Annotated in this window: 21 protein-coding genes and 1 tRNA gene; 10 read left to right on the plus strand and 12 right to left on the minus strand. The window is 68.6% G+C overall.

Annotated elements, in window-relative coordinates:
- Nucleotides 1–160 precede the first annotated feature (160 nt).
- The 5 genes from AB0B90_RS16645 to AB0B90_RS16665 are packed head-to-tail and all read right to left on the minus strand — an operon-like array spanning nucleotide 161 to nucleotide 4,858.
- Nucleotides 161–790 (minus strand): hypothetical protein, encoded by a 630-nt coding sequence (locus AB0B90_RS16645; RefSeq protein WP_362923210.1) that lies wholly within the window; start codon nucleotides 788–790, stop codon nucleotides 161–163.
- Nucleotides 777–2,543, minus strand: coding sequence for a VWA domain-containing protein (locus tag AB0B90_RS16650; RefSeq protein WP_362923212.1), 1,767 nt, complete (start codon nucleotides 2,541–2,543; stop codon nucleotides 777–779). Before AB0B90_RS16650 ends, AB0B90_RS16645 begins: the two co-directional genes overlap by 14 nt.
- Nucleotides 2,540–3,244 carry a toxic anion resistance protein gene (locus AB0B90_RS16655; RefSeq protein WP_362923483.1) on the minus strand — a complete coding sequence of 235 codons (705 nt, stop codon included), beginning with the start codon at nucleotides 3,242–3,244 and terminating at the stop codon, nucleotides 2,540–2,542. Before AB0B90_RS16655 ends, AB0B90_RS16650 begins: the two co-directional genes overlap by 4 nt.
- Nucleotides 3,154–3,708: a hypothetical protein gene (locus AB0B90_RS16660; protein WP_362923214.1), complete on the minus strand. Its 555-nt coding sequence runs from the start codon at nucleotides 3,706–3,708 to the stop codon at nucleotides 3,154–3,156. Before AB0B90_RS16660 ends, AB0B90_RS16655 begins: the two co-directional genes overlap by 91 nt.
- A gap of 34 nt (nucleotides 3,709–3,742) precedes the next feature.
- The gene (locus tag AB0B90_RS16665) at nucleotides 3,743–4,858 is read right to left on the minus strand and encodes a hypothetical protein (protein ID WP_362923216.1); all 1,116 of its coding nucleotides are present in this window, start codon (nucleotides 4,856–4,858) and stop codon (nucleotides 3,743–3,745) included.
- Between the two features lie 211 nt (nucleotides 4,859–5,069).
- Here AB0B90_RS16665 and AB0B90_RS16670 point away from each other — a divergent pair, with 211 nt between their 5' ends.
- Together AB0B90_RS16670 and AB0B90_RS16675 are read left to right on the plus strand one after the other, a co-directional pair.
- Nucleotides 5,070–5,930, plus strand: coding sequence for a 3-methyladenine DNA glycosylase (locus AB0B90_RS16670; RefSeq protein WP_362923218.1), 861 nt, complete (start codon nucleotides 5,070–5,072; stop codon nucleotides 5,928–5,930).
- Between the two features lie 387 nt (nucleotides 5,931–6,317).
- Nucleotides 6,318–7,772: an endo-1,4-beta-xylanase gene (locus AB0B90_RS16675; protein ID WP_350941704.1), complete on the plus strand. Its 1,455-nt coding sequence runs from the start codon at nucleotides 6,318–6,320 to the stop codon at nucleotides 7,770–7,772.
- Between the two features lie 121 nt (nucleotides 7,773–7,893).
- Here the strand turns inward: AB0B90_RS16675 and AB0B90_RS16680 are convergent, their stop codons facing one another.
- Together AB0B90_RS16680 and AB0B90_RS16685 are read right to left on the minus strand one after the other, a co-directional pair.
- Entirely contained in the window at nucleotides 7,894–9,081 is a 1,188-nt protein-coding gene (locus tag AB0B90_RS16680; RefSeq protein WP_350941702.1) for an endo-1,4-beta-xylanase, read from the minus strand.
- 190 nt (nucleotides 9,082–9,271) lie between these two features.
- On the minus strand, nucleotides 9,272–10,183 hold the full coding sequence (locus AB0B90_RS16685) for a polysaccharide deacetylase family protein (RefSeq protein WP_362923221.1): 912 nt from the start codon (nucleotides 10,181–10,183) through the stop codon (nucleotides 9,272–9,274).
- 670 nt (nucleotides 10,184–10,853) lie between these two features.
- Here AB0B90_RS16685 and AB0B90_RS16690 point away from each other — a divergent pair.
- On the plus strand, nucleotides 10,854–11,846 hold the full coding sequence (locus AB0B90_RS16690) for a glycoside hydrolase family 11 protein (protein WP_350941698.1): 993 nt from the start codon (nucleotides 10,854–10,856) through the stop codon (nucleotides 11,844–11,846).
- Nucleotides 11,847–12,033: 187 nt separating this feature from the next.
- On the opposite strand, the gene AB0B90_RS16695 is transcribed toward AB0B90_RS16690, so the two are convergent.
- On the minus strand, nucleotides 12,034–14,886 hold the full coding sequence (locus AB0B90_RS16695; RefSeq protein WP_362923224.1) for a carbohydrate-binding protein: 2,853 nt from the start codon (nucleotides 14,884–14,886) through the stop codon (nucleotides 12,034–12,036).
- 1,215 nt (nucleotides 14,887–16,101) lie between these two features.
- Here AB0B90_RS16695 and AB0B90_RS16700 point away from each other — a divergent pair.
- Nucleotides 16,102–16,671: a dihydrofolate reductase family protein gene (locus AB0B90_RS16700; RefSeq protein WP_350941658.1), complete on the plus strand. Its 570-nt coding sequence runs from the start codon at nucleotides 16,102–16,104 to the stop codon at nucleotides 16,669–16,671.
- A gap of 358 nt (nucleotides 16,672–17,029) precedes the next feature.
- Nucleotides 17,030–17,662 (plus strand): hypothetical protein, encoded by a 633-nt coding sequence (locus tag AB0B90_RS16705; RefSeq protein ID WP_362923227.1) that lies wholly within the window; start codon nucleotides 17,030–17,032, stop codon nucleotides 17,660–17,662.
- Nucleotides 17,663–17,783: 121 nt separating this feature from the next.
- On the opposite strand, the gene AB0B90_RS16710 is transcribed toward AB0B90_RS16705, so the two are convergent.
- Both AB0B90_RS16710 and AB0B90_RS16715 read right to left on the minus strand, forming a co-directional pair.
- Entirely contained in the window at nucleotides 17,784–18,419 is a 636-nt protein-coding gene (locus tag AB0B90_RS16710; RefSeq protein WP_350941655.1) for a LysE family translocator, read from the minus strand.
- 140 nt (nucleotides 18,420–18,559) lie between these two features.
- Nucleotides 18,560–18,811, minus strand: a complete 252-nt coding sequence (locus AB0B90_RS16715) for a hypothetical protein (protein ID WP_362923229.1) — start codon at nucleotides 18,809–18,811, stop codon at nucleotides 18,560–18,562.
- A gap of 32 nt (nucleotides 18,812–18,843) precedes the next feature.
- Between AB0B90_RS16715 and AB0B90_RS16720 the strand changes: the two genes are divergently transcribed.
- Nucleotides 18,844–19,158 carry a hypothetical protein gene (locus tag AB0B90_RS16720; protein WP_350941653.1) on the plus strand — a complete coding sequence of 105 codons (315 nt, stop codon included), beginning with the start codon at nucleotides 18,844–18,846 and terminating at the stop codon, nucleotides 19,156–19,158.
- Between the two features lie 262 nt (nucleotides 19,159–19,420).
- On the opposite strand, the gene AB0B90_RS16725 is transcribed toward AB0B90_RS16720, so the two are convergent.
- Complete coding sequence (locus tag AB0B90_RS16725) at nucleotides 19,421–21,274, minus strand: PHB depolymerase family esterase (RefSeq protein ID WP_362923232.1); 1,854 nt, start codon at nucleotides 21,272–21,274, stop codon at nucleotides 19,421–19,423.
- A gap of 245 nt (nucleotides 21,275–21,519) precedes the next feature.
- Here AB0B90_RS16725 and AB0B90_RS16730 point away from each other — a divergent pair, with 245 nt between their 5' ends.
- A complete protein-coding gene (locus AB0B90_RS16730) occupies nucleotides 21,520–21,990 on the plus strand; it encodes a MarR family transcriptional regulator (protein WP_362923234.1) in 471 nt (156 codons plus the stop codon).
- Between the two features lie 616 nt (nucleotides 21,991–22,606).
- On the opposite strand, the gene AB0B90_RS16735 is transcribed toward AB0B90_RS16730, so the two are convergent.
- Nucleotides 22,607–22,692: transfer RNA gene (locus AB0B90_RS16735), tRNA-Leu, on the minus strand.
- Nucleotides 22,693–22,860: 168 nt separating this feature from the next.
- Between AB0B90_RS16735 and AB0B90_RS16740 the strand changes: the two genes are divergently transcribed.
- From AB0B90_RS16740 to AB0B90_RS16750, 3 genes are all read left to right on the plus strand, one after another.
- Nucleotides 22,861–24,168 carry a M20/M25/M40 family metallo-hydrolase gene (locus tag AB0B90_RS16740; RefSeq protein WP_350941623.1) on the plus strand — a complete coding sequence of 436 codons (1,308 nt, stop codon included), beginning with the start codon at nucleotides 22,861–22,863 and terminating at the stop codon, nucleotides 24,166–24,168.
- Nucleotides 24,169–24,418: 250 nt separating this feature from the next.
- Nucleotides 24,419–24,907, plus strand: coding sequence for a hypothetical protein (locus AB0B90_RS16745; RefSeq protein WP_350941622.1), 489 nt, complete (start codon nucleotides 24,419–24,421; stop codon nucleotides 24,905–24,907).
- 245 nt (nucleotides 24,908–25,152) lie between these two features.
- Nucleotides 25,153–26,338 (plus strand): chaplin family protein (locus tag AB0B90_RS16750; protein WP_362923237.1); only part of this gene is annotated, 1,186 nt, incomplete at its 3' end.

Raw genomic sequence — 26,338 nt, forward strand, 5'->3', positions numbered from 1 at the left:
GGATCCGACGAACCCCCTCCCTCCGCCGGAGGTGCCGGGTGGCCGGGTCGGAGATCCAGGCGGGAGGTGCAGGCGGGCCGGGTCGGATACTCAGGCCCGAGCCGCCGGAGGTACAGGGTAGCCGGGTCGGAGATTCGGGCCGGAGGTGCAGGGGGCCGGGTCAGAGGTCCAGGCCGGAGCCGCCGAACCGGTCCCGCAGGAACCTGCCCTGGTCGCGCAGCGCCTGCTCGTCACCCCGGTAGACCGACTCGGCCACCTCGCGCAGCCGGGTGTCCAGCAGGTCGAGCTGGGCGAGCAGTTCCTCGTGCGCGCTGCGCTCCCGCTCGCCGCGCCGGGTGAGCGCGTAGGAGCGGGGCAGGTTCGCGTACGTCTCCAGGCTGGACGGCAGGTAGTCCCTGATCGTCTGCGACACGATGTGCAGGTGGTCGGGCGAGGAGGTGAGCGTGTCCGCCCGCCGGAGGATGTCGCGCAGCACCTCGGCGAGCGCGCCGACCCGCCTCACCACGTCGTCGGGGAACCGGTTCCCGTCGACCTTGGCCGACAGGGCGGCGAGGTCGGTTTCCAACTGCCGGGACTCCACCTCCGCGTGCGAGATGGTGAGCCTCACCCGGTCGGCCGGGGCCAGCAGCGCTCCGATGCCGTACATCCCGGCGACCACGACGGGCCAGAACGTCCCGGCGACGCCGAGGAAGACCAGGACCACTCCGACCAGGGCGAGGACGCATCCGGTGATGTTCCTGGTCGACCCGGCGTAGGCGAGGATCCGCCTCAGCGGGCTACTGGTAGCCACGGATCTCCTTGAAGGCCGCGGCCAGCGACCCCTGCCGGGCGTCGAAGGTCGCTCCGCCGGTGAGTTCGGCGATCCGTTTCATCTCGTCGACGTCGCTGTCGCCGAAGAGCACGACGAACGTCCGGAACTTCACGGGCAGTGCGGCGTAGTAGTCGGCGAAGTCGTCGTAGGAGGCGCCGTCGGTGTTCTCGCCGTCCGTCATCAGCACGATCGAGGTGAAGTCCTCCGACGGCGACGACCGGACCTGCTCGTAGGCGGCCCGCAGGCTGTCGAAGATCGCGGTCCCGCCCTCGGCCCGCAGCCCCTCGCCGTACGAGCGGATCTGCCGGAGCACCGGTTCGGGGTCGCGGTCGGGCAGCGTGAAGGTCCGCGGGCTGCCTGGGGCCGTGTTGAACGGGATCATCGTCACCGTCTCGCGGTCGCGGAAGCGCGAGAACGATCCGCCGGCGGAGGTGTCGGCGCCCGACAGCGCGGTCAGCGCCTGCTTGAGCGCGTCGATCCGCCCTCCCGCCATCGAGCCGGAGGTGTCCAGCACGAACAGGGTCCGCGAGGGCCTGCGCACCTGGTTGAGGTAGGCGCCGATCAGCCTGTCGGCGGCGTCGCGCCGGTTGGGGAAGGGCAGCTCCACCGGCGACGCGGTCCCGAAGCGCGCCTCCGGCCTCACCTCGGGGACGATGGGCCTGCGGTGGGTGGTGGTCATGATCTCCCGCTGGATCTCCGGCGTGCGCAGCCAGGCGGCGAGCTTCCCGTACAGCTCCTTCTTCTCCGGGGGTGCGGAGCTCAGGAGCGTGAGCGGGTAGTCGGCCGTCACCACCCCGTCGCCCGGGTAGACCAGCGTGAGCGGCTCGGCGAGTTTTCCCGAGGCGTTGAGGCCGAGCAGCACGGACTCGTAGTTCACCAGCCCGTCCACCCCGCCCTCCCTGGCGTACGCGTCCGCGAGCCAGCCGGAGGAGCCGGAGGTGAGCGTCTGCGCCGAGAAGAACTCCTTCAGCCTGGGGGTCACCGCGTCGATCTGGGCCTCCTCCAGGGCCTCGCCCGCGTCGGAGAGCGCCGCCGTCACGCCGACCAGCGCCGAGAATCCGGAGTTGGACGCCGCGGGGCTGGTCATGCCGAAGGTGAACCTCCCCGCGCGTGCGGCCGAGGCGATGTCGTTCCAGGTCACGGTCTTGCCGTCCCAGCCGAGTTCGCGGGCCTTGGACGCCTTCAGCCCGAGCAGCACGGGCGAGACCATGATCTTGGTCTGGGTCGAGAGCCGCGCGGACGCCCCTTCGATCAGCGACAGGTAGCGGTTGGAGGAGAACCAGGTCGCGTCGTACCGCCCGTCCGCGCCGCCGCCCGCCACCTGGTCGGCCCCGTCGAGCGTTCCGGCGTACGACAGGGCGACCCGCACGCCGACGGCCTCCCCGGCCCGCCTGAGCAGCGGTTCCAGGTCGCCGACCTCGCTTCCCGCGAGGACGCGCAGCACGTCCGGGCCGTCCGGGTGGCGGGTGGCGGTGCCGGGGGCTTCTGTGGTGCCGGCCCCGCCGCACGCGACCGACGCCGTCAGCAGGGCGAGCACGGCGAGCGCCCACCCGAGCCGGCGGGCACCCGCCCGCGCGCCGGGTGCCCGCATGACACGGCGGGAGTCGCGCGGCGCCGGCGAGGTGGGGCGGGAGTCGCGCGGGGTGCCGGGTGCGGGTCCGTCCGGGTGGGGGGTACGTGGGGTGCCGGGTGCGTGTCCCGCCGGGCGGGGGCCGGGCGCCGAGCCCTTCATCGCGGAAGCTCCTGCTCGTCGCCGCGCCGGGAGCGCTCCAGGTACGTGCGCGCGTGGTCGAGTTCGACGGTCAGGCTGTCCACGGTGATCGCCATGTTCTCCACGGCCTTGGCCTTGAACGTGTCGATCGTGTCCATGGTGGCGTAGACGTTGTCGAACGCCCTGCGCAGCGCGTCCATGTCGACCGTGGTCGACGCCGCCTGGGTCTGGATGTCGGCCGCCTGGGTGCGCAGCATCTCGCTCGTCGCCACGATCAGGTCGGAGGTGGTGGCGTTCAGCGCGGTGATCTGGTCGAGCACGAGTTTCTGGTTGGCGAGGGCCTGGGCCACGGTCACCGCCGTGCGCAGCGCCGCGACCGTCGTCGTGGTCGCCCGGTCCACGCCTTTGATCAGTTCGAGGTTGTTCCTGCGGATCAGGTCGAGGGCGAGATACCCCTGGGCGGACACCGCGAGCTGCGTCAGCAGGTCCTGGTGCTTCTGCCGGATGCCGAACAACGCGTCCGAGCGCAGGGCGGTGGCCTTCTCCGGCTCGGCCGCCTCGACATACATGATCTTCTCTTCCACCGCGGCGTCGAGGGCGGCGGCGAGCAGGGCGTACTCCTGCAGGCGCTTCATCGACTCCCACAGGTTGGTCTTCTCGCCCTCGATGGCCGCGTTGTCCTTGCGCAGCTCGTCCTGTCCGGACGTGAGGGCGCGGATGATGTCGTCGAGGTGTTTCTGCGCCGACCGGTACTTCGCGAAGTAGTCGCGAAGTACCGGTCGGCGAACGGGATCAGTCCCAGCAGCTTCCTGGCCGGGGCGGACGTCTGCTTGGGGTCGAGGTCGACGATCGTCCGGCGCAGCGCGACCAGCTGCCCCGCCACCGCCGCCTGCGCGTCCCGGCCCTCGCCCTTGACGGAGGCCAGCGCGGCCACCGGCCGTTTCAGCATGCGGTTCGCCACCTGGGAGGAGGCCCGGATCTCCGAGTCGCCCATCGAGGTGATGTCGTGCACCTTCCGGGTGAACTCCGGTGACCTGGGGTCCAGGCCGCTCAGCTCCTCGGCGAAACCGCGGGCCTTCTCCGCGAGTTCCGCCTCCCGCCCCTCCGGGACCGGCAGCATGGTGGCGGCCTTCTCCGTGGGCACCTTGGCCACGGGTTCTGGCGGGCTGAGCACGAGATCGCTCACGGTGGTCTCTCCTCGAAGCGCTGGGAAGGTGAGGTCAGGGGGTGGACGAGGGGACCGCTCCGGACCGGTAGCGCGTCTCGATCGCGGAGATCATGCCCTCCAGCCGCTCGTGGTCGGGGGGTTCCACCACGTCGACCAGGCCGGGAGGCAGCGGCGCGTTCACCTTCGCCACGAGGTCGTCGAACGCCTTGGCGGCGGCGGTGCGGAAGCCGTACCGGGCCGCGAGGCGTCCGAGTTCGGGGTCCTCCTGCAGGAGCCTGCCGACCTCGGTGCCCTGCGCGCTCAACGGCACGAGGGTGTGCTTGCTCAGGACCGTGGGCGAAGGGTAGAGCAGCCGCATGTCAGGACGGATCGAGCCGTCCCCGGCGAACAGCCGCGAGGCGTACTGCGCCTCGTAGATCACGACCATGGGCGTCTTCCCCATCCCCAGGGACAGGTAGTCCTCGAACGGCGCCTCGGTGCTGGTCTCGGAGTATCCCTGGTCGAGGAAGAGGGGGGCGACGGTCCCGGCGACCCTGGCGCCCTGCTCCTCGGAGGTGACCACGTCGTCGCCGTTGGCCACGTAACCGGCGATCGAGAGATACATCGCCGCGGAGTTGGAGGTGCGGATGTCGGTGGTGGTGAGCAGCACGCGTTTGCGTGCCGGATAAGCAGTATTGCCCGGTAGTTTGTCCCAGCGAGTGCCTTTAGCCACCATATCCAGATATTTCTGGATATCGAGCACCTGGTAACCCTGCCCCGAGTCCCGTACGACGCCCGCCTTGCTCAGGACGTCCACGATCGGGGTGAAGGTGGCGACCGCCATGGGGGAGGAGAACGGCGCGAACGTGCGCGCGACGCCCCGGTCACGCCTGATCTTCTCGGCCGCCGGAGCGCTGGACGGGAACGCGAAGCCGTATTTCCCCAGGTCCACCGAGGTCGCGATCTGGCGCGACCCGGCGGTGTCGACCTCCACCCGGAGGCCGTGCCCGGCGAAGACCGCCCGCACCTCCGGATCGTCGAAGAACGGCTTCTTCTCCGACCCGATCACCCCTTGGACCAGGGTGAGCTCCCGCGTCTCCGCGCCGCCGCCACGGTTGCCCGCCACGATCGCCGCCACCACGGCGGCACCGAGGAGCAGCGCCAGCCCGACACCGATCCAACGCTTCATGTGATTCCTCGAAGGCTTGCCCCGTATCGCCATTAATAGCGGCTGTAATCGAATTATGTGATTAATGACGACAGTGCGAAGCGCGGTATCCAGAGTTGAATTGACAATTCATCTTCCGTTCACCGATGCGCCGTTCTGCGGGCGCTCACCGTCGCCCGCACCCGGAAGGGGGGACGGACGGGCACCACCCGCCCGCGCGTACCATTCAGCGGTGGAGGTTCTGGAAGCGGAGGAGTGGCGGGCTCGGGCGGAGGCCCACCGCCGGCGGATCGAGGTGTGGGCGGAGCCGCACCTGGCGCGCCGGGCGCGGGGCGAGGCCCATCCCATCGAGGACTTCCTGTTCACCTACTACGGGCACCGGCCGGCACGGTTGCGCAGGTGGCATCCGGGCGCCGGGGTGCTGCTGAAGGGGGCGCGCGATGTGGGCCGCGGCTACCTCGACACCCCCGAGGGAGCGACGCTCGACACCGCGACGCTGATGAGCAGGCGTGGCCCATCCGTCGAGTGGATCATGCGGCTGCTGGCCGCCACCGCGTCACGGCCGGGATACTTCGGCTGCTTCGGCCTGCACGAGTGGGCGATGGTCTACAAGGCCACGGAGGTGCGGCACGACTCCTGGCCGCTGCGGCTCAGCGGGGAGGAGATCGCACAGGTCGTGGAGGAGCGGGGTGTGCGGTGCGGCCACTTCGACGCGTTCCGCTTCTTCACCCCCGAGGCGCGTCCGCTCAACGCGCTGTGGCCGACGAGGGAGCGGCAGCCGGAGCTGGAACAGCCGGGCTGTCTGCACGCCAACATGGACCTTTACAAGCATTCCTACAAGCTCTCGCCCCTGGTCCCCTCGGAACTCGTGGCCGACTGCTTCGAGCTGGCCAGAGAGATCAGGACCCTGGACATGCGCGCCTCCCCGTACGACCTCACCGCGCTCGGCCATCGGGCGATCCGGATCGAGACGTCCGAGGGGCGGGCCGAGTACGCCGCCGAGCAGCGGGGATTCGCCGAGCGGGCGAGGCCGCTGCGGAGACGTCTGCTCGACGCGTGCGAACGGCTGCTCGCCGCCGGCCGCCTTTCCTGATTCGCGGGGGCGGGAACGAGGATCTCCCGCCCTCGCGATCTTCGAGCGCGAGGGCGTCGCACTGAAACTTACATTCACCGTGTCTCGCCTCGCTGCGATGGGACCGCAAGGTTTCAGGAGGCAGGGACAGAGGTTGTGAGCATGGCCAGGGCGTATACGCCGAGCGAGGATCCGAAACTTTCTGTGCAGTCTTGACGTATTTCGGTGAGGTTTCCACACTGAGTCCCCAAGGCGTCCTCCTACGGCCAGGTCGGTGGCGCGCGCAGCAGGGCCGTCGCCTGCGACGCCCTGTGGTGTGCCTTTCCGGCCTTTCCGGCAACGGGCGTGACGTCGAACTCACGGGGATGTCCCCCGTGTTTCCCGTGATGCATTTATGGAGGCTCAGGCATGGGCACAAATGCCATCCCCCCACCCGGAACCCGGCGCCCCCTCGGTGGTCTCCGCCGGACCCTGGTCGCCGGTGCCCTCGGCACCCTCGTGCTCGGCACGATCGCGGCGGTGACGGTTCCGGGTTCGGCCGGTGCCACTTCCGCCGGTTCCGCGAGCGCCGCGGCGACCACGCTCGGCGCGGCGGCCCAGCAGAGCGGGCGATACTTCGGCACCGCGATCAGCGCCGGCAGGCTCGGTGATTCGCAGTACACCACGATCGCGAACCGTGAGTTCGACATGATCACGGCCGAGAACGAGATGAAGATCGACGCCACGGAGCCGAACCAGAACCAGTTCAGCTTCGGCAACGCCGACCGCATCTACAACTGGGCGGTGCAGAACGGCAAGCGGGTGCGCGGGCACACGCTGGCCTGGCACGCCCAGCAGCCGCGCTGGATGGAGAACATGTCCGGCAGCGCGCTGCGCCAGGCGATGATCAACCACATCAACGGTGTGATGAACTACTACAAGGGCAAGATCTACGCCTGGGACGTGGTGAACGAGGCCTTCTCCGACAGCGGCGGCGGACGACGCGACTCCAACCTGCAGCGCACCGGCAACGACTGGATCGAGGTCGCCTTCCGCACCGCGCGCGCCGCCGACCCGGCCGCCAAGCTCTGCTACAACGACTACAACATCGACAACTGGACCTGGGCCAAGACCCAGGGCGTCTACAACATGGTCCGCGACTTCAAGCAGCGCGGCGTGCCGATCGACTGCGTCGGCCTGCAGTCGCACTTCAACAGCGGCAGCCCGTACAACAGCAACTACCGCACCACCATCCAGAGCTTCGCGGCGCTGGGTGTGGACGTGCAGATCACCGAGCTGGACATCCAGGGCGCCTCCCCGCAGACCTACGCCGCGGTGGTCAACGACTGCCTGGCCGTGCCCCGCTGCAACGGCATCACCGTGTGGGGCGTCCGCGACCAGGACTCCTGGCGCTCGGGCGACACCCCGCTGCTGTTCAGCGGCGGCAACAAGAAGCCGGCCTACAACGCCGTCCTGGACGCGCTCAACGCCGCGACCCCGAACCCCACCCCGTCGCCCACTCCCACCGTGACCCCGACCCCGACGCCCACCCCGACCCCGACGCCGACGCCGACTCCCACCCCGGGTACGGGGGCGTGTACGGCGACGGTCGAGACGACCAACAGCTGGCCGGGAGGGTTCCAGACGACGGTGACCGTTCGCGCGGGTAGCTCGCCGGTCAACGGATGGACCGTGCAGTGGGCCTGGCCTGGCGGGCAGAGCATCAGCAGCCTGTGGAACGGCCAGCACACCGTGTCCGGTTCCAACGTGACCGTCCGCAACGCCCCCTACAACGGTTCCATCGCGGCGGGTCAGTCGACCACCTTCGGCTTCACCGGCAACGGCACCGCGGCCACCCCCACGGCCACCTGCACCAGCCCCTGATCCGATTTCGGGCCGGGCCGCGCTATTCGCGGCCCGGCCCGTTCGTCTCGTCACCGAGTCCTCCACGGGAGGCTCGGCCGGGAAACGGCGGGGTGTCCGAGCACGGACACCCCGCCTTCGCTCATCGCCGGGGCTTCTGCGGGATCCTCGGCAGGACGTTGGGCGGTCCGGTGAACGCCAGGTCGGCCTTGACGACGTTGTAGGCGAGCTTGGGCCGGTAGGACTCGTCGTACAGGGTGGCCAGGCCCTCCGGGGGGTCGGAGAACCAGCCGGGCACCCAGGAGTGCCTGTCGGTGAATCCCCAGACGGTGTAGGCCAGACAGTGCCGGTTGGCGAGGCATGCCTGCAGGAGCACGCTGAAGTTGGCCGCCGACGCCTGGAGGCGGGGGTTGACCTCGTTGGAGTCGCCCGCACGCACGCCGTCGGTCATCTGGCTGCGCACGTCCACCTCGGTGAACGCCGTGGCGAGCCCGAGGTCGGAGAAGGCGTCGAGCACCTCCAGCGCCTGGAAGGCGTTGAAGTTGCCGTACTGGGTGCCGAGATGCCCCTGGCTGCCCACGCCGTCGATGGGGACGCCGCTCGCGCGCAGTTGCCTGACCATGTTGTAGACGTACCAGGTCTTGTCCGAGGCGCCACGATCGCCGAACGCCTCGATGTTGTAGTCGTTGTAGAACAGCAGCGCGCCCGGGTCGGCCGCGCGGGCCCAGCGGAAGGCGTCGGCGATGTAGCCGGGGCCGAGGTGCTGCGCCCAGAAGCCCTTCAGGTGGATCGACGACGGGCTGTCCCACGGGTCGCTGGCCGCCTCGTTGACGACGTCCCACTGCCAGATCTTGCCCTTGTAGCGCTTGACGACGGTGGTGATGTGGTCGCGCAGGATGTCGCGGAGCTGGGTCTTGCTGATCGTCCCGTCCTCGACGCCCTTGGTGAGCCAGGTCGGCAGCTGGTTCTGCCAGACCAGCACGTGCCCGCGGACCTGCTGCTTGTTCTTGCGGGCGAATTCGATCAGCTCGTCGGCCGGCCCCCAGTTGTACACGCCCCGGGTCGGTTCCAGCGACTCCCACTTCATCGCGTTCTCGGCGGTGACGGTGGAGAACTGCGAGGCGGTGAGCGCACGGTACTGCGGATCGCTCGCGTCGCGCAGCACGTCCATGTCGACGGCGGTGCCGATGGCGAGGTTGTGGCGGGCGGCGAGTGCGCGCAGGCTCTGCTCGGCGACCTTGGGGGGCCGCTCCTTCGCCTGCACGGGGACGGTGTTCAGCGCACCGGCCAGCATGAGCGTGGTGGTACCGACAATCAGTAAACGCTTCATCGAACTCCCTCGGAATCGGCCCCCGAAAAATTTTCGACACGACAAAGAAAAGTGATGACGTCGGTCCCCGCACCGCGGATCCGCGGTGCGGGGACCGACACGGCCGGATGACGGCTCCGTGAGCTCACCGGCACCCGTCGTCCGTCGGCCTCGTCCGGGGTCACCGGCGAGGCCGAGGTCGTGGGGAAGGTCAGCCCACCCGGCAGGAGACCGTCGGCCAGGTCCAGTCGCCGCCGTGCATCACGGTGAAGCCGAAGGTGTTGCCGCTGCCGTTGGGACGCATCGTCATGACCTTGCCGCTGCCGTCCCAGGTCGGGCTGCCGTTCCAGGTGGAGCTGATCCGCTGGGCGTTCCGCAGGGTCACGGTGACGATCCAGTTGTTGCTTCCCGAGACGTTGACCGACAGGTTGAACCGGTCGCTCCACTGCTGGCCGGCGGTGATGCCGGCCGTGCAGCTGCCGGTCGGCGGGTTGGTCGGGGTGGTGCCGCCGTCAGGCGCCACGGCCCTGCCGGTGGAGGGGGAGATCATGCCGGCGCACAGGTTGCGGCTTCTGAGGTTCGCGGCGATCTGCGGGATCGCGTTGAGCGTCGTCGCGTACTGGTCGTGCATCAGGATGATCTGGCCGTTCTGCAGTCGTCCGGCGGCCTGCACGATCTGGGCCGTACTGGCGCCGTTCCAGTCCTGGGAGTCGACGTCCCAGATGATCTCGGTGAGGCCGAGCTGCTGCGCGACCGATCGCAGGGTGGCGTTGGTCTCCCCGTACGGAGGCCGGAAGAGCTTGGGGGCGGTCCCCGTGGCCTGCTGGATCGCCTGCTGGGTCCGCTGGAGCTCCGACTGGATCTGGGAGCTGCTCATGTTGACGAGGTGGGGGTGGGTGTAGCTGTGGTTGCCGATCCACATGCCGGCGTCCTGCTGGGCGCGGACCAGGGCCTGGTTGTTCTGGGCGTTCTGCCCGGTGTTGAACATGGTGGCCCGCAGGCCGTTCTGCTTCAGGGCGTTCAGCAGGTTGGCGGTGTTGCCGGGGTTGGGACCGTCGTCGTAGGTGAGTCCGACATATCCGGCACTGCAGTCGGCGGCCTGCGCCGCGGGTGATGAGGTCACGGCGAACACCGTTCCGAGAACCACGAGGAGACTCATGACGAGTGAATTCCGGACGCGCGAGCGGCGTCTCCGGCCTCCACTGCCGATGGTCGCGTTTTCGATCATTCTGTTCCTCCACTGGAACATCGATCGGTGAGAACGGACACCGTACGGCTGCGGCGTAACACGTACGGAACGCACGGAACCGCGGTTCCGTCGTCACTCGCCCCGGGTGAGGCGAGCAGGGCCTGTTTGGTGAGTCATTCTGTGGATTGTTACGAAACCTGTCAAGGAAGCATCGAAACGTTTCGGAATCGCCGCCTTGTATTTGATCATCAGGGAGAAGCTTTCATGGAGCAATCCGGCCTCGCTTGATGACGCAATCTCTGCTACCAGGCAAAACGTTCTATCGGCAAAGCTCTAGCAAGATCAGATTTCCGATATGTTTCTGAAACTTATTGACAGTTCGGCGGAGGCGAACCCACACTCTCACCATCGACAGCCCGAAACGCTGCCGATCCGGGTCACTCGCCGCGCGGCCTGGTCCTCCGGCCGTCGACCGTACGACGGCCGGCCAGCCCTGCCGCGTTGTACGACCCCAACGCGTGGTGGACGTCCCCTCGGCCACCGCGAGCTCCGCCGGGTCGTATCACGCTGCCTGCCCCAGCCCTCACGAGGAGGAAGCACGCACATGAACGATGCCCCCCGCAAGAGGCGCGGACGCGGTCGCGTCAGGCTGCTCGTCGGCCGTGCCTGCGCCGTGGCCCTGGCCATCGCCGTGGCGGTACTGCCCGGCCCGGCCCACGCGGCCGTCACCACCAACCAGACCGGCGACAACGGCGGCTACTTCTATTCGTTCTGGACCGACAGCCAGGGCACGGTCTCCATGGAACTGGGGTCCGGCGGAAACTACAGCACCTCGTGGAGGAACACCGGGAACTTCGTCGCCGGCAAGGGCTGGCGCACCGGCTCGCGCAGGGCCGTGAACTACTCGGGCAGCTTCAACCCGTCGGGCAACGCCTACCTCACCCTCTACGGATGGACGAGAAACCCGCTCGTGGAGTACTACATCGTCGACAACTGGGGCACCTACCGGCCCACCGGCACGTACAAGGGCACCGTCACCAGCGACGGCGGCACGTACGACATCTACCAGACGACGCGGTACAACGCCCCCTCCATCGAGGGCAACAAGACGTTCAACCAGTACTGGAGCGTCCGGCAGTCGAAGAAGACCGGCGGGACCATAACCTCCGGCAACCACTTCGACGCGTGGGCCCGTAACGGCATGAACCTGGGCAGCCACGACTACATGATCCTCGCCACCGAGGGATACCAGAGCAGCGGAAACTCCAACATCACGATCGGCGGCTCCTCCGGCGGCGACAACGGCGGTGGCAACAACGGCGGCGGCAACGGTGGCTGCACCGCGTCGCTCTCCGCGGGCGAGCAGTGGAGTGACCGCTACAACCTCAACGTCTCGGTCAGCGGTTCGAACAACTGGACCGTGACGATGAACGTCCCGTCCCCCGCGAAGATCCTCTCCACCTGGAACATCAGCGCCAACTACCCCAGCGCCCAGGTGCTGACCGCGAGGCCCAACGGCAACGGCAACAACTGGGGTGTGACGATCCAGCGCAACGGTAACTCGACCTGGCCGACGGTCTCCTGCAGCGCGGGCTGACCTCGTGACGACGGCCGCGTAGCGCCGTACCTGATTTTCCGACCGGATGTGCGCTCACCCGGCTCAGGCGGGTCCGGTCGGAAAACGGTGGCCCCGTTTCCCCTGGGGGGGTGAGGCGGGGCCACCGCCATGTCCGGACCCTCGTCTCCGGCGGGGCGGAGCCGGGTGACCGGCCCCGCCCCGTTGATCAGCTTCCGTAGACCTCGAAGGTGAACAGGGAGTACCCGTACACCGTGGCCCGGGTGGTGCCGTGGATCCGCACGTACCTGGCGGAGGCACTCAGGCCGGTGTGGTCGTCCTCACCGCCGTTGCCGCCGGTCACCGATCGGGCATTGGCCCAGGTCGTTCCGTTCGTCGAGGTCTGGATCTGGTACGCGGAGCCGTAGGCCGCCTCCCACACCAGACGCACCCTGTTGATCGTGTACGTGGCGCCCAGGTCGACCTGGATCCACTGCGGGTCGGAGAACGCGCTGGACCACCGGGTCGTCGCCGACGCGTCCACCGCGGCGGAGGCGGGGTAGGTGGCCGACTCCACGCTGGAGGCCGTCGCCGGCTTGTTCAGCGCGAGGTTCGTCGACGTGGTGCCACCGTTGAAGGTGAAGGAGTCGAGGTCGAACAGCGACCCCGTCCCCCCGGTGAAGACCAGGAACAGGTTCGTCGTCCCCGAGGGCGGCGTCACCGTGCCGGTGACGTTGACCCAGTTCTCCCAGCCGCCGGTCGGCGCGACCGTGGCCGTGCCGATCACCGTCCCGGTCGCGGAACCGGCCCGCAGGGTGAGCGTGCCACCGGCGCCCGCCGACGCGACCCGGGCGGTGAACGACGTGACCCCGGTCAGGTTGTACGGCGTGAACGAGATCCAGTCCCCGCTCTCGACGTGCCCGACCGCGTTGCCGCCGTTCGCCGACGGCTTGGCCACGATCTGCACACCCTGCTGGGCGCTGTAGTGCTCGGCCTGGCGGGTCCGCGGCTGCAGGACGGCCTGCGGCGCGTGGACGGCCGTGGTCGAGCCGGCCGGGGTGTACTCCGCGTCGAAGACGCCGAAGATGTTCGCGTTGGCGTCGTGCTCACCGTCCACGGGAGTCTGGATGGTCCCCGAGCAGCCGGTCGCGCTGGTCATCTGGTGGCCGTGACTGTCGTGGCCGAGAATGTAGTTGATCTTCACTCGGGAGCAGTCGACGGTCGGGGAGTTCGGATCGGTGACGCTGATCTGGAACGGGATCGCGTCGCCGAAGTTGAACACCCGCCCGTTGAGCGGCAGGTTGAGGGTGACCGTCGGCTGCCCGACGCTGATGACGGTGCTCGCCGTGGCGCTGCGGCCGGTGTTGTCGCTCACCGTCAACGTCGCGGTGTACGTGCCGTTGGCCGTGTAGGTGAACGACGGGTTGGCCGCGGTCGAGTCGGTGCTGCCGTTCGTCGTGAAGTCCCACGCGTAGGTGATCGGGTCGCCGTCCGGATCCGTCGTCCCGGCCGAGCTGAACTGCACGGTGAGCGGCGCGTTACCGGACTTCGGGGTGGCGTTGATCACCGGGATCGGCGCCTGTCCGGTGCCCGAGTTGTACTCGATCCTGTACACGGCCGAGTTCGCGTCGCCGCCGAACCAGCCGGTGCCGTAGTCGAGCACGTACAGCGCGCCGTCCGGCCCGAACTCCATGTCCATCACCTGGGTGCCGGTCCAGGCGGGGAAGGGCTCGATCGCGCCCACCCCGCCGCCGGAGGCGAGGGTGACCGTCTTGATCCACCGCCGGCCGAACTCGCCGATGAACACCTTGCCGTTCATCGACGCCGGGAACTTCACGTCGGAGGCGAGCCCGGCGTCGTAGTTGTAGACCGGGGCGTTCATCGGCGACCAGCTTCCGCAGCACAGCTCCGACCGGTCCTGGCCGACCCCGTACGGCAGCCAGGCCGCGCGCGAGGCCGGGAGCTGGGTGATGCCGGTGTTGTTGCGCGAGGTGTTCACCGGCCCGCCGGCGCAGTTGAACGCGGAGCCCGAAGGACCCGACGGGAACGTGAAGTCGATGTACGGCACGTTGAACTGCGAGCAGTACGGCCAGCCGTAGAAGCCGGGCTGGGTGATGCGCTCGAACGAGACCGACGCCGCCGGGCCGCGGGTGGCGCTCGCGGTGCCCGCGTCCGGCCCGTAGTCGCCCAGGTAGACGATGCCGGTGGCCTTGTCCACGTTCATCCGGAACGGATTGCGGAACCCCATCGCGTAGATCTCCGGCCGGGTGTTCGCGGTGCCGGGCGCGAACATGTTGCCCGAGGGGATCGTGTAGCCGCCGGCCGCGCTCGGCTTGATCCGCAGCACCTTGCCCCGCAGGTCGTTGCTGTTGGCGGAGGTGCGCTGCGCGTCGTAGGCGGGGTTGCGGTCGGTCCGCTCGTCGATCGGCGTGTAACCGCCGGAGTCGAACGGGTTCGTGTCGTCACCGGTGGACAGGTAGAGGTTCCCGGCCGCGTCGAAGTCGATGTCGCCGCCGACGTGACAGCACATGCCCCTGCTGGTGGGGACGTCGAGGACGGTGACCGCGGAGGCCGCGTTGAGGGTGTGGTCGGCGTTCACCGTGTACCTGGCGAGCCGGTTCACCCCGTTGAACGGCGCGAACTGCGCCGCCGTCCCGAAGGCCGGCGCGTCACCGGCCGGGGTGGACAGCGGCGGCGCGTAGTAGACGTACACCCACCGGTTCGACGCGAAGTTCGGGTCGGCCTTGATGCTCTGCAGGCCCTCCTCGTCGTGCGTGTACACCGGGATGGTGAGCGCCACCTTGGTGTTGCCCAGCACGTCGGTGTAGCGGATCGTGCCGTCGCGCGAGGTGTGCAGCACGCCCCGGTTGGGCAGGACGGTGAGGCCCATCGGCTCGCCGGTCTCCGCCGCGCCTTTGGCGAGCGTCACCTGGGTGTAGCCGGGCGCCGCGAGCGCCACCGCGTTCGACGCGGTGTTCTTGGTGATGTTCGGTGCGGTGTTCGGTGCGGCCTGCGCCGGTGGGGGAGCCAGGCTGAGGGCCGTCGCCAGTACGGCGACGCAAGAGACGAGTTTTCTTAGCATGATCGGCGGTGCTCGCTTCCTGTGGTACGAGTCCATGCGGGCGTGCGCCGATCACGCCGACGACGTTGGAGAGGTGGGGAATCCCTCGGCGACGTCGCTCGGACAAACTGTGACTGCTATTGGTAAAACAGTCAATAAGCTGCTGTCAGGAAATGTGAGGCACGTCACTTTCGAGCGCCGCGAGGGCGAGACGAGTCGTTCAGTGGGCGCGGGTGGGCGCGTCAAAGGGCGCACGAAGGTGGTCGTCGCCGGTCGTCACGGGTGACCGCGGCGCGAAAAAACGGAGAGGTGGGACCGGGGCGGCAGGAAAGAAAACGGGGCCGGGTCGGTGAGAGTCGATAAGAGAGGAAACGGGGAGGTGGGACCGGGTCGGCAGGAGCGGTCGGCGTCCGCTCCCGCCGACCCGGGGCTATCGCCCTGTGACGGCGGTACGGCACCCTCGGGTGCCGCGTCGGCCGTCAGCGGGTCATGGTGGGAGAGATCGGTAGCAGCATGACGACCTCCAGGCTGTTCGAGGGGGGTGGGGGGTGAGTGGGTGAAGGGACCGGCTCCCGGTCACTCCGGCTCCGGTCCGACGGCCGTGCGACCGCGCGGGGTCCGAGCCGACCACTGATCTCGGGCGGCGCCGCCCCTCGCCGCGCAGGGGACGAAGAGTGTGGTGCTGCGTTCTCAATCGCTGCACCTCCCGAACTTTCGCCAACTTCGCGGCTCATTCTGGTGTGAGCTTAAAATGTTACGTACTGACTGTCCAGATGTTACGGCCGAACTCGTAGAACTTTTGTCGCACTCGGACGAAAGTCCAGTGTCGCTAATGGAAACTCCACCCGCGCGACACAAAAAGCCGCAGGTCATGACGACGATCGCCGAGTAGTAGCCGCCCTCCCGGCATCGGCGGTCCTGGAGGCTGGCGTGCCGCCCCCGTGACGGTCCCGCCCGAGTGCCGAGACCAAGCCTGATCCGGTTTGGCGGACATCTGAGTGGCTGTTTGGCGAGGATGTCGTGGAGGGGCAGTAGGTCTCGCAGGGCGCTTCGAGACTCGTTGCGACCCTGAACGCCCCGAGCGCCCGGATCGGTCGCGCGCTCGGTCTGCGGTCCGGTTCGCATCACGACGGTGTTGAGCAGGCGGGATCGGGCGCCGATGAGAAATGGCGCCGACAGCCGTCTAAGTAGACGTCCGGTGAAAACGCGCTGCGCGCATCAAAGGAGAGCAACGAGATGAGACCACTTCGATACTCGATCAACGTCACGCTCGACGGCTGCTGCCATCACGAGGCGGGGCTCCCCCCGGACGAGGAGTCGATGCGTTACTGGACCGCTGAGATGGAGCGAGCCGATGCCCTGCTGTTCGGCCGGGTGACCTACGAGATGATGGAGTCGGCGTGGCGGAAGCCGGCCACGGGCACGTGGCCTGACTGGATGGATGAGTGGCAGATCCCGTTCGCCGAGGCCATCGACCGGGCGAAGAAGTACGTCGTGTCGAGCACGCTGAGCGCGGTCGATTGGAATGCCGAGCTGGTGCGAGGCGACTTCGGGCAAGCGGTTCAGCGGCTCAAGCAGGAGTCAGGCGAGGGCCTGTGGGTGGGTGGCGTGACGCTCCCCCAGGCGTTGGCGGATCGGGGACTGATCGACGAGTACGAGTTCCTTGTGCAGCCGGTCCTCGCCGGACACGGGCCGACGTTGCTCGCCGGTCTGCGCGAGCGCATCCAGCTCGAGCCCGTGGACCGCCGTGAGTTCCGGTCGGGGGCGGTCGCCCTGCGATACCGGCCCACGCGAGTCACGGCTTGACGTGATTCATCCGGGCACGTTGGCCGCTCCCTCGCGACGGAACGACGGCCCGGAGTCGCGCTGGCCGTGCTGGCCGTGCTGGCCGTGCTGGCCGTGCCCCCGAACGCGCGGACATATCGACGGGGGACATCGCCCCGAGGTGTCGGTAGCGGACAGGGCAAACGTTGCGAATCGCCGTATACAGCTCGACCTTGGTCGCCGATATGCGCGTGGGCCCCCAAACGGGAGAAGCACACCGACTCTCCCGCCGCAAGAACCCCACTGCCGTCAAAACTCGGCGACATCACTCCTCACCACACGAAGTCGCCTTCCCCGCCCCAGCAACAAACGCCTCCGCAACTCACGTACATAGCCAGTGATGCCCAGCGTGACAGCGATGTCGCGGATCCGTGCCTCTGGAGCGCGAGCGATCGCGATCAGCACGCGGGCGTGGCGGGTGATGAACGTCCAGGTGCCGCAGCTGTCGTCGGTTGCGTTCACGGGGGTGCGGTCAGGCTCGGTAGCGGCGGGCGGCGGTGTCGGGGCTGACATCCAGAACGGCAGCGATCTCGTCCCAGGTGGCGCCGGTCGCCCGGTCGGCGGCGACGGCGGCCAGGACGGTGCGGGCCTGGGCGAGCAGGGGCAGGGCGGCGGCGGTGTAGCCGGCGATGGGCCCAGGCTTCCGGCCGGTCTGCTGAGTGGGCGGGGCGAGGTCTTCGGCGTGCAGGTCCAGGGCAAGCTTCCCGGCTGCCTGTGCGAGGCGTTCGGCCTGGTCGCGGATGTGACGGCGCTGCTTGCGGGTGTCGTCCTGGCGTTGGTGGCGCTGGGTAAGGGGGCGCCGGCGTCTGACGCGCGTGCGGCCGAAAGCCCACCGGCAGGCGTCGGAGCAGTACTTGGGATGCCGTTAACGAACGTGTCAGCAGCAGCCAAACCTGTTCTGACCTGTGATAACGCTACTTATCGCGGGCCAAAAAGCTCTTCCGATCGCCAGGTCAGGGCTTCGAACTCCTGAAGCCACGCCCAGCCGCAAAGCAGTGCTGTCGTCCCAGGTCAGGTCGTCCAACGGGGGGCTGTCTGACAGGGGAAACTCTGCTCGTTCGGGGCTGGTGACACGTTCGTTAACGGCCCCCCTTCTACGAGCGACCGGCGACGGCCAGCTTGATGCCGAGGGCGATCAACGCGGTTCCGGTGAGCCCGTCCACGGTCTTGCGTACGGCCGGCTTGGCGAACAGTCGGCGCAGTGCCCCCACGATGTTGACCACCAGGAAGAACCATACTCCGGTCCCCGCCACCGCGATCAACGACAGCACCAGCGCGTCACCCAGTCCGGCGTCGCCGGAGACGAACTGGGGCACCAGCGCGATGAGGAACAGTGCCACCTTGGGATTGAGCATGTTCGTCAGCAGCCCTTCGGTGAACGCCGCCAGCGGGCCGCGCTTTCCCGGGTCGGGTAGATCCAGCCGCAGTTCGCCGCCCTTACGCAAAGCCGCACGCCAGGCCTTGACCCCGAGATACAGCAGGTAGCCGGCCCCGACGACTTTGACCACGGTGAACGCCACGGCTGAGGTCGCCAGCAGAGCCGCGATGCCGCTCGCCGTGGCCAGCACCCAGACGAACACACCGGCCGAGACCCCGGCCGCAGCGGCCATGCCGTACGCGCGGCCGGACACGGCGGAACGCCGGACGACCACAGCGAAGTCAGGCCCGGGAGACATCGCCCCGAGCGTCATCACACCGGCGAAAGCCACCATCTGCGCCACATTCGTCACGGCGGCCACGGTATAACCTTGCAGAGCCCGCCCCACAGAAGTCCAGCTCACTGACCACCGACTCTTACCGAGCGTCGAGGCGGGCCGGCAGCGCGGCCGCGGCGGTCGCTCGCGCGGCCGTTTTACTGGCCCCGTTTCCCTCACCGCGCACGGGCGTGTTTGTGGCGAGCAGGCGGGTGGCGGCGGCCGCGGTGAAGGCCGGCGCATGCGAGATAGAGGACGCGATCGTTCCGAAGCTTGATCGCTGGCTGGGGAGGTTGTTCGCTCCTCACCGAGTCGATGAGACGCTCGGCCTTCTGGTCGAAGCCCAGCGGATCGAGCCGTCGGAGCATGAGAGTCTCGCCGTGGCGCGGCGTCAACTGGCTGAATGCGATCGAAAGCTCGCCCAGCATCGCGCCGCGCTGGAGGCGGGTGCGGACCCGCCGTGGTCGCCGGCTGGATCCGAGAGGAACAGGCCAAGAAGATCCGAGCCGAAGCACAGCTACGCCGTGAACCGAACCGCAGGCGGCAGCTCACCCGAGACGACCTCGCGAAGGTGATGAACACCATGGGTGACGCAGTACGAATTCTGGGAAAGGCTGAGCCGGTCAGGAAGGCCCGGCTGTACGCCGGGCTCGGCGTTCGGCTGACCTATCACCCCGGCAAAAGAAGAATCCTGGTCAGCTCTACGTCTGACCAGGACCTCATGGGCGAATCGAACGTGTCCGAGGGGGACTCGAACCGTTCGCCCATCTCCTGAGTAGCTTCGACGCTCCGTGGCTGGACCTTTCATGTCCGGACTAGGTGTGCAGGGAGGCGGCGCCCGCCGTACCGTCGAGGTCGTCAGCGGGAAACTCGGGCACTGTGGTAAGCGGCACGGGTGTGCCTTCCCGGCCGACGCGCCAACATCGGCCTTATCCCGAAACCATCATCGGATGATCCGGGAAGGTACCCCCCTCCCCGGCAGATCCACGGGTTTCGATCATTGCTCGCGATGTCTCCGTACCGCGTGAGGCTGATGGTCAGGCGCAGGTGTAGCCGGACGGCAGGGCGGTGTTGCCGTTGGGCCTGCTCGCTTGGAAGCCGAAGCTGGTGGTGCTGGCTCCCGGCGCGAGCGTGCCGTTGTGGCTGACGCTTCTGACCGTGACGGTCTGGCCGCTGGTGGTGACGGTGGCGTTCCACGAGCCGGTCAGGGTGTGCCCGGCCGGCAGGGTAAAGGTGACGGTCCAGCTGGTGATCGTCGAGGTGCTGGTGTTGGTGATGGTCAGCGGCTGGATCACATACCCGTTCCCCCACTGGGACTGCACGGTCGGGGTGGCCGAGCAGGCGCCGGTCGTACCTCCCTGAGTGGTGATCTGGACGGTGTTGGAGACCGGCGAGACGTTACCGGCGGCATCGCGCGCCCGGACCTGGTAGCGGTAGGTGGTGTCCGCAGACAGGCCCGTGTCGGTGAACGAGGTCGTTGCCGAGGTGCCGACCTGGGCGAACGTGCCGCCCGTCGCGCCGGGAGCGCGCAGGATCTCATAGCCGGTCACACCGGTGTCGTCAGTGGAGGCCGTCCAGGTCAGGCTGGTGCCGGTTGTGGTGGTGCCCGAGGCGGTGAGTCCGGCAGGGGCGGTCGGTGGCGTGGTGTCGCCTCCGGTGGCGGCCGTGGTGAAGGTGGCCGGCGCGGAGTTGCCCGACAGGTTGCCCGCGCCGTCACGCGCCCGTACGTACACCTGGTATTGGGTGTTGGCACTCAGCCCGGTCAGGGTGATCGAGGTGGTGGTGGACTGGCCAAGCTGCGGGTCGGTGGTGCCCTGCTCTCGGTAGACGTTGTAGCCGGCCAAGCCGGAGCCGCCCTGGTCGGTGGACGCGGTCCAGGTCAGCGTGGCACTGGTGGCGGTCACGTTGGACGCGACCGGCGTGCCTGGCGTGGTCGGCGGCGTGGTGTCGGTCGGACTGGTGGTCAAGCCGAAGAACTCGATGGCGTAGCGGGCCATACCGCTCTGCGGAAGAGCATGCCCGGCGCCCTGGATGCTGTACGCCTCCACCTGCACGGTGCCGGACGGATTGGCGTACCGGCTGCGGTTCCAGTTCGCCTGCGGGGTGTCGGTGCTGGTCGGAGTCTGGCTCAGCCCGAATACGTTCGTCCACTGCTCGATCGACTCGCGCAGCAGCGAGTAGGGCACGAGGGTGTCGGCGGTGCCGTGCCACAGTTGTATGCGCGGGCGAGTGCCGGAGAATCCCGGGTACGCCTGGCGGACCGCATCGCCCCACTGCTGGGGTGTTCGGTCCATGCTCCCGCCGGTGCACCTGCTGCTTCCGGGCGGGTAGTCGGAGGCGCCGGCGAAGCAGTTGAAGGGCACACCCATGAAGGAGGCCCCTGCCTTGAACACGTCCGGGTGGACGGCGAGCATGTGCTGGGTCATCATGCCGCCGGACGAGCTTCCAGTGGCGTAGACCCGGTTCGGGTCTCCCTGATAATTCTGCTTGACATAGTCGATCATCGAGATGATCGAGACCGGATCGCTGCCGCCGCCGCGCTGCTTGGCCGCGTTTGACCAGGTGTCGAAGCAGTTGCCGAACCCTGCCGACTGGGTGGCGGTCGGGTAGATGACGATGAAGCCATATTGATTCGCCAGCGAAGCGAACTCACTGCCCTGGTAGAAGCCGGGACCGGACCCGCCGCAGCCATGCATCGCAACCACGATCGCAGGCGAGGCCGGGCGCGAGTCCGGCACATAGACGTGCATCCGCATGTTGCCCGGGTTGTTGCCGAAGCTGGTCACCTCCACCAGGGTGGCGGCGACGGCCGGCGATCCGAGTACCACGGTCATGACGGCAAAGAGCGCCGCGGCGCAGGCACTAGCCAGCACCGTGGTCAAGCGTCTCATTCGTGCTCCTCCTCTGCATGTCCGCGGCGCGCCGCGGATCGGTCCGCCGCGTATTGACGTCGGTCGCTGGAAAATAGAAGGGCCACGATTTGCCGTCAATGCCCGCTCGGTGCGCATGCCCGCCAGTTCGCCTGGCAGCGAGCCGTTTTCCCTGGTTATCAAGTAACTTGTTATCAACATCCTTGATAACGGTGTGAGAAACTTACATTGGAGCCCGTTCTGACGGGGCGCGATATCGTCTTCTGGTGACCGATCCGGGTGTCCCGGCGGCCGCTGCGCCGGACGCACCGCCGCCCTGTGTGAGCTACCTGGTGCTCCGGCTGGAACGCCGCATCCGCGCCTGCCTGGATGAAGCGCTCGCCCGGCACGGCATGACGACCACCGGATACATGGCGCTCAGCGAGCTGCGCCTGCGCGACGCCCCGTCCTCGGCCGACCTGGCCCGTATCGCCTTCGTCACTCCGCAGGCGATGAACCTGGTCATCCGCGATCTCGAACAACGCGGCCTGATCCGCCGCGATCCGCATCCCTGTGGCGGCCGCGCTCTGCGCACCCGCCTTACCCCGAAAGGTTTGAGCACCCTCCGGCGATGCGACCGCTCCCTCGACAGCATCGAAGCCGTCATGCTCGCCGAGATCTACGACCCGGACCGCACGACACTCACGGAAGCGCTCACGCTGTGCGCCCGAGCCCTTCACCCGGGCACACACCCCTGACCCCGGTCCTTCGGATGAGGCAAGCAGGATGGCGCGGGCCGAGCGGCCTGCTTCTTGAACGGTCGGGATACGGGCGGCGATCGCAGGGTTCATCGCGCTGTTCCCCCTGCTCAGGGCGATCCGGAACGATCAGAATGATCATATTGAGATATTGATCATTGGTCTTATTCGTCCCGAGAGGGTTCGAGATGATCGAATCGGACGCATAGATGTTCTTGATGCTTTGGATATGCGGGCAATTCGGAGATCGCATCAATGATGATGAACGGCGGTGTCCATGGTCGTGAATGGCTATCCCTCGAGCCAGGGGTGCGAACGGCGCGTCGCAGCGCTCAGGGAAGCACGGGATCTGGACCCGCCCATCTGAGCACCTACGTCCGCCGACACCGGGGGGAGGCCCTGCACCACATCCGCGAGTGAGAACGTCGGCCCAATCCGCACCCGCAGCCTGCCCCAGGTGATGGCGACCTGCAGAAACCTCTTCTGGGAAAGGCTGAGCCGGTCAGGAAGGCCCGGCTGTACGCCGGGCTCGGCGTTCGGCTGACCTATCATCCCGGCAAAAGAAGAATCCTGGTCAGCTCTACGTCTGACCAGGACCTCATGGGCGAATCGAACGTGTCCGAGGGGGGACTTGAACCCCCATGCCCCGCAAAGGGCACTAGCACCTCAAGCTAGCGCGTCTGCCTATTCCGCCACCCGGACGTGGTGCCTGCACGTGGGACCGTCATCCCGCGTCGGCGGACTTAGGTTAGCAAACTCTTGAGCCGCCGTCATATCGGTAAGAGGGCGGCTGCGGGCGGGGTGCCGGGAAGGGGTGCCCGGCGGCAGGATGGGAGGTGGAAGCCGTACCGAAACCCCAAGGAGTCCACCATGACGGCGATCAACGCTGAGGACGAGGTCGTCGGGCTGTGCCGCGACCTGATCAGGATCGACTCGACCAACGCGGGCGACAACTCGGGGCCCGGTGAGCGGGCCGCCGCCGAGTACGTGGCCGAGAAGCTGGCCGAGGTCGGGCTGGAGCCGAAGATCCTGGAGTCGGACAGCCGCAGGGCGAACGTGGTCGCCCGCATCGCCGGGGAGGACTCCTCCCGGGACGCCCTGCTGCTCCACGGCCACCTGGACGTCGTCCCCTTCAACGCCGACGACTGGACCCAGCACCCGCTCAGCGGCGAGGTCGCCGACGGCTGCGTCTGGGGACGCGGGGCGGTCGACATGAAGAACATGGACGCGATGATCCTCGCCGTCGTGCGGCAGCGGCTCGCCGAGGGGCGCAGGCCGCCGAGGGACGTGGTGCTGGCCTTCACCGCCGACGAGGAGGCGGGGGGCAACTACGGCGCCCAGTGGCTCGCCGACGAGCACAAGGGCCTGTTCGACGGGTGCTCGGAGGCGATCGGCGAGGTGGGCGGGTTCAGCGTCTCCGTCGACGAGGCGCGCAGGCTCTATCTGATCGAGGCCGCGGAGAAGGGCATCGCCTGGATGCGCCTGACCGCCACCGGCAGGGCCGGGCACGGCTCGATGCTCAACGCCGAGAACGCGGTCACCGAGCTGGCCGAGGCGGTGGGCCGCATCGGCCGGTACGAGTGGCCGGTCCGGATGACGCGGACGGTGCGGACGTTCCTTGAGGAGACCTCCCGGGTCCTGGAGCTGGAACTCGACCTGGACGACGCGGAGAAGACCGTCGCCAAGCTTGGGCCGCTCGCCCGGATGATCGGCGCCACGCTGCGCAACACCGCCAATCCCACGATGCTGGAGGCGGGGTACAAGGCCAACGTGATCCCGCAGACCGCGACCGCGCACGTGGACGGCCGCTTCCTGCCGGGATACGAGGACGAGTTCTTCGAGACGCTCGACGAACTGCTCGGCCCCAACGTGACCAGGGAGTTCGTCTACCACGACATCGCCATCGAGACCGGCTTCGACGGGCCGCTGGTGCGCGCGATGGCCGACGCGCTCCTCGCCGAGGACCCGGGCGCGCTGGCCGTGCCCTACACGCTGTCGGGAGGAACGGACCTCAAGGCGTTCAGCAGGCTGGGCATCCGGGGATTCGGCTTCGCGCCGCTGCGGCTCCCCGCCGACCTGGACTTCTCCGGGATGTTCCATGGCATCGATGAAAGGGTTCCGGTGGATTCGCTCCGATTCGGGGTCCGGGTCCTTGACCGTTTCCTGGACGGCTGCTGAGCCTTTACCGGGAAAACCGTTGTGTTGACTCGATGTGGTGCTACCGTAACTCTCCGTTGAGGGATGGTCCGCGTCCAAGCGGGCCTGTCCAGGAGTTTGGGGAGGTCACGTGGCACGTGTGCCGCACGAGCAGTGGAGGGCGTCATCGCCCGCTGCTCGACGCGCGCCCGTGACTCCTCCCGTCGACGACACGATCCCCGGCCGGGCTGACCGGATGGCGCGGTTCGCGGCCGGCACTCGGTGGGGTTTCATGCGAGCCCTCGCCATCGGCGGTCTCCTGGCCGTCGCATGGCTGCTCGCGGTCGTCTTCGGGCTCCTCGGTGCCGCTCCCGCGGTCGCGGACACCACCGCGACGGCAGGGGAGGCCCACTCCCAGACCTCTCACACAGCTCACACCGCCGCCTCCGGACCGGCCCTCGGGGCCGGTGTCTTCCCCACGGTCGGCGGCGGGCCTTCGGCGACGGAAAACGCCGAGGCCATGGCGGGGCGAGGTGTGGACGGGCTCACCAGCCAGTCCCAGCCGGAGTTCCCGGCGCCCGCCCCCGTCGAGCAGGGCTCTGGCGCGAATGGATTCGTGCCCCAGAGCGGTAGTGGATCCGGCACCCCAGGGCCGGGTCCGGGGGATGTCGCGTGGTTCGCCTACGACCCGCGGCCGACGACGCAGCGTGTTCCGCCCGCGTTCGTGCTTCCCCCTGTCGTCCGCACAGCGGCGGACGACCCTTCTTTCTCTCCTGACTGATCTCGTCTCGCGGACCGGCCCATCCCTTTTTTCTGGTGATCCGCCGGTCGCGGAGCCTGCCTTCATCCTCCGTCCCCAGGAGAACCGCTCCGTTCGGTGAGCGATCAGCAGGCCGAAGAAAAGGCAATTGCCATTCCTCGTGACGGCCCTCGGGGCCTCCGCTGTGCGGGTCTTTCCGGCCCTCCCATGGCCTCGCACGCCCTCACGAGGGTCAGGTCCCCCCCGAAATGCTAGGAGCTTCAATCATGCGTACGTGGGTTACGGGTACGGCCCCCGCGGCACTGCTCGCACTGGGCGTCATGGCGATGGGCGGCGGTACGGCCTTCGCCGACACCGACGGTGACCATTCGATCGGCGGCGGCAACCAGGTCAACCTCCCGATCACCCTGCCGATCGACATCAGCGGCAACTCCGCCGCCGTGGCCGGGGAGTCGTCCGCCTCCTCGGAGGGCGGCGCCGCCGTCGAGGGCGACGGCGGCGGTGCGGGCGCCGGTGGCAACACCACATCCGGCCGGGGTTCGGTGCTGGGCGGCAACCAGGTCGTCGCCCCCATCACCGCACCCGTCAACGCCTGTGGCAACGCGGTGTCGGTCTTCGGCCGCTCCGAGGCGGGCTGCCGTGGCGGCTCCTCGGTGCGGAACGAGGGCGGGAGCGGCGGCGGGGCCGGTGGCAATCGTACGAACGGCGACCACAGCATCGGCGGCGGCAACCAGGTGGTCGCGCCGATCACCGCGCCGATCACCGCCTGCGGCAACTCCTTCGCGATCTTCGGCGGGGCGACCGCCGGTTGCCGGGGCGGTGCCTCGGTGAGCGGCCAGGGCGGTGCCGGTGGAGCCGGCGGCAACCGCACGTCCGGCCGGGGTTCGGTGCTGGGCGGCAACCAGGTCGTCGCCCCCATCACCGCGCCGATCAACATCTGCGGAAACTCGGTCGCCGTCGTCGGCGAGGCCTTCTCCGGCTGCGAGGGCGGCGCCGAGGTCGGCGGCGGCACGCCCGACGGGCCGGGTGGCCCGAGGCACCCTGGCGGTCCTGGCCACCCGGGTGGTCCCGGTCGCCCCGGTGGGCCTGGGCACCCGGGCGGTCCGGGTCACCCCGGCGGTCCGGGGTGGCCGGGTAAGCCTGACGGTCACGGCGGACCCGGCCACGGTGACCACGGGAAGGGGCCGCGTCCCGGTGGCGGCTGGGACCACGGCCCGCGTCCGGGCGGCCACGGCGACGACTGGGAGCGCGGTCCCCGTCCCGGCGGTCCCGGGGGCTACGGCCGGCCGGGGAACGACACCGACGGGCGCTTCGGCGCCGGTAGCGGCAACCAGGTGGTCGCGCCCATCACCGCCCCCGCCGAGGTCTGCGGCAACAGCGTCGGCAACGGCCCGGTGGGCTGCCCGGGAGGGGCGTCGGCCGGGACGGGCCGGGGTGGCGGTGCGGGTGGCG

Source organism: Streptosporangium sp. NPDC049078 (genome assembly GCF_040648855.1).
Lineage (GTDB): Bacteria > Actinomycetota > Actinomycetes > Streptosporangiales > Streptosporangiaceae > Streptosporangium.